We start from the raw sequence: 5,002 nt of genomic DNA, 5'->3' as shown, positions 1-5,002 counted from the left end.
CCGACCCGCGTCACAAGCAACGCCAAGGCTAAGGCCGGGCATCACGGATTCAAGGAAAGAACATGGCCCGTATTGCTGGCATCAACATCCCACCGCATCAACACGCCGAGATCGGCCTGACGGCGATCTTCGGCATCGGCCGCACGCGCGCACGCCAGATCTGCGATGCAAGCGGCATTGCTTACAGCAAGAAAATCAAGGATCTCACCGACGCCGAGCTCGAAAAGCTGCGCGAACAGATCAACAGCTACACGATCGAAGGCGACCTGCGCCGCGAAGTACAGCTGTCGATCAAGCGCCTGGTCGACCTGGGCACGTATCGTGGCATGCGCCACAAGCGGGGTCTGCCGGTGCGCGGCCAGCGCACCCGCACCAACGCGCGCACCCGCAAGGGCCCCCGTCGCGCCGCTGCGTCCCTGAAGAAATAAGGAACCACCATGGCCAAAGCACAATCGGGCGCCAGCCGCGTCCGCAGGAAAGTCAAGAAGAACGTGTCCGACGGCATTGCCCACGTGCACGCTTCGTTCAACAACACCATCATCACCATCACCGACCGCCAGGGCAACACCCTGGCCTGGGCCACCTCTGGGGGGGCCGGCTTCAAGGGCTCGCGCAAGTCCACGCCCTTTGCCGCCCAGGTGGCCGGCGAACAGGTCGGCCGCCAGGCGCAAGAGTACGGCATCAAGACGCTCGAAGTCCTCATCAAGGGTCCGGGCCCGGGGCGCGAGTCCTCGGTGCGCGCCCTCAACGCGCTGGGCATTCGCATCACCAGCATCTCAGACATCACGCCGGTGCCGCACAACGGGTGCCGCCCGCCCAAGCGTCGTCGTATCTAAGGGGAACTATCTTGGCTCGTTATACTGGTCCCAAATGCAAGCTTTCGCGTCGCGAAGGCACCGATCTCTTCCTGAAAAGCGCGCGCCGTTCGCTCGACACCAAGTGCAAGCTCGAATCCAAGCCCGGTCAGCACGGCCGCACCTCGGGCGCCCGCACGTCCGACTTCGGCCTGCAGCTGCGCGAAAAGCAAAAACTCAAGCGCATGTACGGCGTGCTCGAAAAACAATTCCGCAAGTACTTCGAAGAAGCCGAGCGGCGCCGCGCCCCCACGGGCGAGACGCTCATCCAGCTGCTCGAGTCGCGGCTCGACAACGTCGTCTATCGCATGGGCTTTGGTTCCACGCGTGCCGAGGCACGCCAGCTGGTGAACCACCGCGCCATCGAGATCAACGGCCATACGGCGGACATCGCCTCCATGCTGGTCAAGGCGGGCGACGTGGTGTCGGTGCGTGAAAAGGCCAAGGGCCAGATCCGCATCAAAGAATCGCTCGAACTCGCCACCGGCAACGGCCTGCCCCAATGGGTCGAGGTCGACGCCACCAAGCTGTCGGGGGTCTTCAAGCAGGCGCCCGAGCGCACCGACGTCGCCCACGACGTCAATGAATCGCTGGTCGTCGAACTCTACTCGCGCTGATTCACTTTTTTTCTGCTTCTGCCCCGGCCGGGCCGTATGGCCCGGATCGGGGTTTCGATCATCCATCAGCCTTATCGGTGTAACGAGCCGAGGGTATTGAAAAGGATTTGTCATGTCTGCACAAGGTTTTCTCAAGCCGCGCTCGATCTCGGTCGAGTCCGTGGGCCCGCACCACGCCAAGGTCACCATGGAGCCGTTCGAGCGGGGCTACGGCCATACGCTGGGCAATGCCCTGCGCCGCATCCTGCTGTCGTCCATGACGGGCTATGCACCCACCGAGGTGCAGATCAGCGGGGTGGTGCACGAATACTCCACCATCGACGGGGTGCGCGAAGACGTGGTCGATATCCTGCTCAACCTCAAGGGCGTCGTCTTCAAGCTGCACAACCGCGAAGAGGTCACCCTGCAGATCAACAAGCAGGGCCCCTGCGAGGTGCGCGCACGCGACATCGAACTGCCGCACGACGTCGAAGTGGTCAACCCCGACCATCTCATCGCCACGCTCACCGACGGTGGCCGTCTCGAGATGCAGATCCAGGTCGAGCAGGGCCGTGGCTACGTGCCGGGCAACGTGCGCGCCCTGGCGGACGACCGCTCGGCCACCATCGGCCAGATCGTGCTCGATGCCTCGTTCAGCCCGGTGCGGCGCGTCAGCTACGCGGTGGAAAACGCCCGCGTCGAGCAGCGCACCGACCTGGACAAGCTGGTGCTGGACGTCGAGACCAACGGGGTGATCAGCCCCGAGGAAGCCGTGCGCCAGTCGGCCCGCATCCTCATGGACCAGATCTCGGTGTTCGTGTCGCTGGCCGACAAGGACGGCGGCGCGGCGGCCGGTGCGGGCGGCCTGGCCGACAGCATCTCGGCCCCGATCGATCCTGTGCTGCTGCGCCCGGTCGACGATCTCGAACTCACGGTGCGCTCGGCCAACTGCCTGAAGGCCGAAAACATCTACTATATCGGCGATCTCATCCAGCGCACCGAGAACGAGCTGCTCAAGACCCCCAACCTGGGGCGCAAATCGCTCAACGAAATCAAAGAAGTCCTGGCCACCCGCGGCCTCACCCTGGGCATGAAGCTCGAGAACTGGCCCCCGGTGGGCCTCGAGCGGCCCTGAACCCAGGCCGGCAGACAACCGCAACCCGAAACCCGGGCCTGGCCATAGGCCAGCCCGATTGCAACCGAGCCGGCCGCGGCCCGATATCCTGACGGATCAAGGGTCGATAGAAGATCCCGGCCATCAAGATTCAACCTGAAGGAACCATCATGCGTCATCGTCACGGACCACGCAAACTCAACCGCACCAGCAGCCATCGGCTGGCCATGTTCCGCAACATGGCCGTCTCGCTCATCCACCATGAAGCCATCAAGACCACTCTGCCCAAGGCCAAAGAGCTGCGCCGGGTGGTCGAACCCCTGATCACCCTGGGCAAGGCCCCGACGCTGGCCAACCGCCGCCTGGCCTTTGCGCGCCTGCGCGATCGCGATGCCGTCACCAAACTGTTCAACGACCTGGGCCCGCGCTTTGCCACCCGCAATGGCGGCTACACGCGTGTCTTGAAGATGGGCTTTCGCCAGGGCGACAACGCTCCCATGGCCTTCATGGAGCTCGTCGACCGGCCCGACGCCGAGGCGCAGGACGACGAATAAGCCGCCAGGCGCGCGGGCATTTGTCCACATGGCTGCAGTTGTCTAACATGGCAGTCATGGAATGCAAGCAAGAGGGATTGCTTCATGGCAAACCTGAATGAACCTGCCCGGCGGCCGCCGTTGCGCCGCCAGGCGGGCGAGCCGGCTGACACGGTCATCGTGCTCAGCACGGCGCCCGACCTGATGCTGGCCAAGCGCATTGCCCATCATCTGGTCGAAGAACGGCGCGTGGCCTGCGCCCATATCGGCCCGGCCATCACCAGCATGTACATGTGGCAGGGCAAGCTCGAAGGCGGGGATGAAATCCCCCTCACTTTCAAGACCAGCGCCGATGCGCTGCCGGCGCTGTATCAGCGCCTGTGCGAACTGCACCCCTACGATGTGCCCGAATTCCTCATCCAGCCGGTCGCCGCTGGCAGCGCCCCCTATCTGGACTGGGTCATCGAAAACACCCGCGCCGGGGTCGACCCCGAAGCCAGCGCGCATTGCCTGTGCAAGGATGAATAAGCCCCTGTCGGCGGCCTGGCTCGCGCTGCGGTTCCTGCTGGCCACCTGGCTGGCCCTGCTGGCCGGCCTCTGCGCGTCGGCCCAGACGCTGGATGATTTCCTGCCGCCCGAGCAGGCCTTCGTGGCGTCGGCGGCGATGGTCGATCCACTCACGCTCGACATCCATTACCGCATTGCATCCGACTACTACATGTACCAGGAGCGCTTCGAGGTCAGTCTCGAAGACGCCCAGGGGCAACTGCTGCTGTTCCACCGCTCGGCGCTGACACCGCCCGAGCTCGAGGCGCGCACGCCCCGATGGTCAGACGGCTTGCAGCTGCCGCAGGGCCAAGTCACCTGGGATCCGACCTTCGAGCAGGACATGGTCGTCTACCACGACGGCGTCACCCTGCGTGTGCCCCTGCAGGCCGGGGCCGACGGCCCACTGCAGGTCACCGTCACCGGCCAGGGGTGTTCAGACCAAGGCCTGTGCTACCCGCCCATGACCCAGGCCTTCACACTGGCCGCGGCGCCGGGCGGCTACGTGGCGCAGGGCGTCCTGGTACGCGACCACGTGCCGGCGCCCCAGGACGCCGGGCCCGCGGGCGCCGGCCCGGACGCCAGTGAGAGTGGAACACCAGTGGTCGGCGCAGTCGCGTCCGGCCCGCCGGCCCAACTGGGCGACTGGGGCGACATGGGCATGGCCGCCTGGTTGCACCAGGCGCCCCTTTGGCACATCTTGCTGCTCAGCGTGGCCTTCGGGGCCCTGCTGTCCTTCACGCCGTGCGTGCTGCCCATGGTGCCCATCCTGCTGGCCTTGCTCTCGGGCGCAGCGGGCGGGGCGGACGCCGGTCCGGCCGGCCCTGGGTGCCACGCGATCGGGCGCGGGCGCGGCCTGTGGCTGGCCGCCGTCTATGTGCTGGGCATGTCGCTGGTCTACACCGCACTGGGCGTCGCCGCCGGCCTGCTGGGCGCGGGCCTGGCGGCCTGGCTGCAGAACCCCTGGGTGCTGGGCGTCTTTGCCCTGCTGCTGGCCCTGTTCGCCTTGGCCATGCTGGACGTCTTCACCCTGCAGGCCCCCACGGGCCTGCAGACGGCGTTGCAGGCCCGTCTGCAGCGCCTGCCGGGCGGCCAGACCGGGGCCGTGTTCATCATGGGGGCCGTCTCCGCCCTCATCGTCGGGCCCTGCGTGGCCGCGCCCCTGGCGGGTGTGCTGCTGTTCATCTCGCAAACGGGCGATTGGCTGGTGGGGGGGGCCGCGCTGTTTGCCATGGCCTGGGGCGAGGGCCTGCTGCTGCTGGCGGTCGGGGCGGGCGCAGGCGTCTTGTTGCCACGCGCCGGGGCCTGGATGACGCCGCTGAAGCATGCTTTCGGCATCCTGCTCCTGGCCACCGCCTG

The 5,002-nt window shown here is 66.4% G+C and carries 7 protein-coding genes; all 7 read left to right on the top strand.

Translation table 11 applies throughout. From position 1 onward, the window contains the following. Positions 1-62 precede the first annotated feature (62 nt). On the top strand, positions 63-428 hold the full coding sequence (rpsM, locus tag WCZ84_RS13595; protein WP_372686817.1) for a 30S ribosomal protein S13: 366 nt from the start codon (positions 63-65) through the stop codon (positions 426-428). Between the two features lie 9 nt (positions 429-437). Continuing rightward, a complete protein-coding gene (gene rpsK, locus WCZ84_RS13590; RefSeq protein ID WP_372686816.1) occupies positions 438-836 on the top strand; it encodes a 30S ribosomal protein S11 in 399 nt (132 codons plus the stop codon). 11 nt (positions 837-847) lie between these two features. Beyond that, complete coding sequence (gene rpsD, locus WCZ84_RS13585) at positions 848-1,471, top strand: 30S ribosomal protein S4 (RefSeq protein ID WP_372686815.1); 624 nt, start codon at positions 848-850, stop codon at positions 1,469-1,471. A 112-nt stretch (positions 1,472-1,583) separates the two neighbouring features. After that, a complete protein-coding gene (rpoA, locus tag WCZ84_RS13580; RefSeq protein WP_372686814.1) occupies positions 1,584-2,585 on the top strand; it encodes a DNA-directed RNA polymerase subunit alpha in 1,002 nt (333 codons plus the stop codon). A 149-nt stretch (positions 2,586-2,734) separates the two neighbouring features. Further along, on the top strand, positions 2,735-3,118 hold the full coding sequence (gene rplQ / locus WCZ84_RS13575) for a 50S ribosomal protein L17 (RefSeq protein ID WP_372686813.1): 384 nt from the start codon (positions 2,735-2,737) through the stop codon (positions 3,116-3,118). Positions 3,119-3,202: 84 nt separating this feature from the next. After that, positions 3,203-3,625 carry a divalent-cation tolerance protein CutA gene (gene cutA, locus WCZ84_RS13570; protein ID WP_372686812.1) on the top strand — a complete coding sequence of 141 codons (423 nt, stop codon included), beginning with the start codon at positions 3,203-3,205 and terminating at the stop codon, positions 3,623-3,625. After that, a partial coding sequence (locus tag WCZ84_RS13565; protein ID WP_372686811.1) for a protein-disulfide reductase DsbD domain-containing protein occupies positions 3,618-5,002 on the top strand: 1,385 nt, incomplete at its 3' end. The genes cutA and WCZ84_RS13565, both read left to right, overlap by 8 nt.

The sequence above is a fragment of the Castellaniella sp. genome (genome assembly GCF_041675725.1).
In the GTDB taxonomy this organism is placed as follows: domain Bacteria; phylum Pseudomonadota; class Gammaproteobacteria; order Burkholderiales; family Burkholderiaceae_B; genus Castellaniella.
This window is presented reverse-complemented; position numbering and strand designations above follow the sequence as displayed.

Excerpts from the sequence above, each read along its gene's own strand:
- rpsK (WP_372686816.1), top strand. The coding sequence starts at position 438 with ATGGCCAAAGCACAATCGGGCGCCAGCCGCGTCCGCAGGAAAGTCAAG.
- cutA (WP_372686812.1), top strand. The coding sequence starts at position 3,203 with ATGGCAAACCTGAATGAACCTGCCCGGCGGCCGCCGTTGCGCCGCCAG.
- rpsM (WP_372686817.1), top strand. The coding sequence starts at position 63 with ATGGCCCGTATTGCTGGCATCAACATCCCACCGCATCAACACGCCGAG.
- rpoA (WP_372686814.1), top strand. The coding sequence starts at position 1,584 with ATGTCTGCACAAGGTTTTCTCAAGCCGCGCTCGATCTCGGTCGAGTCC.
- rplQ (WP_372686813.1), top strand. The coding sequence starts at position 2,735 with ATGCGTCATCGTCACGGACCACGCAAACTCAACCGCACCAGCAGCCAT.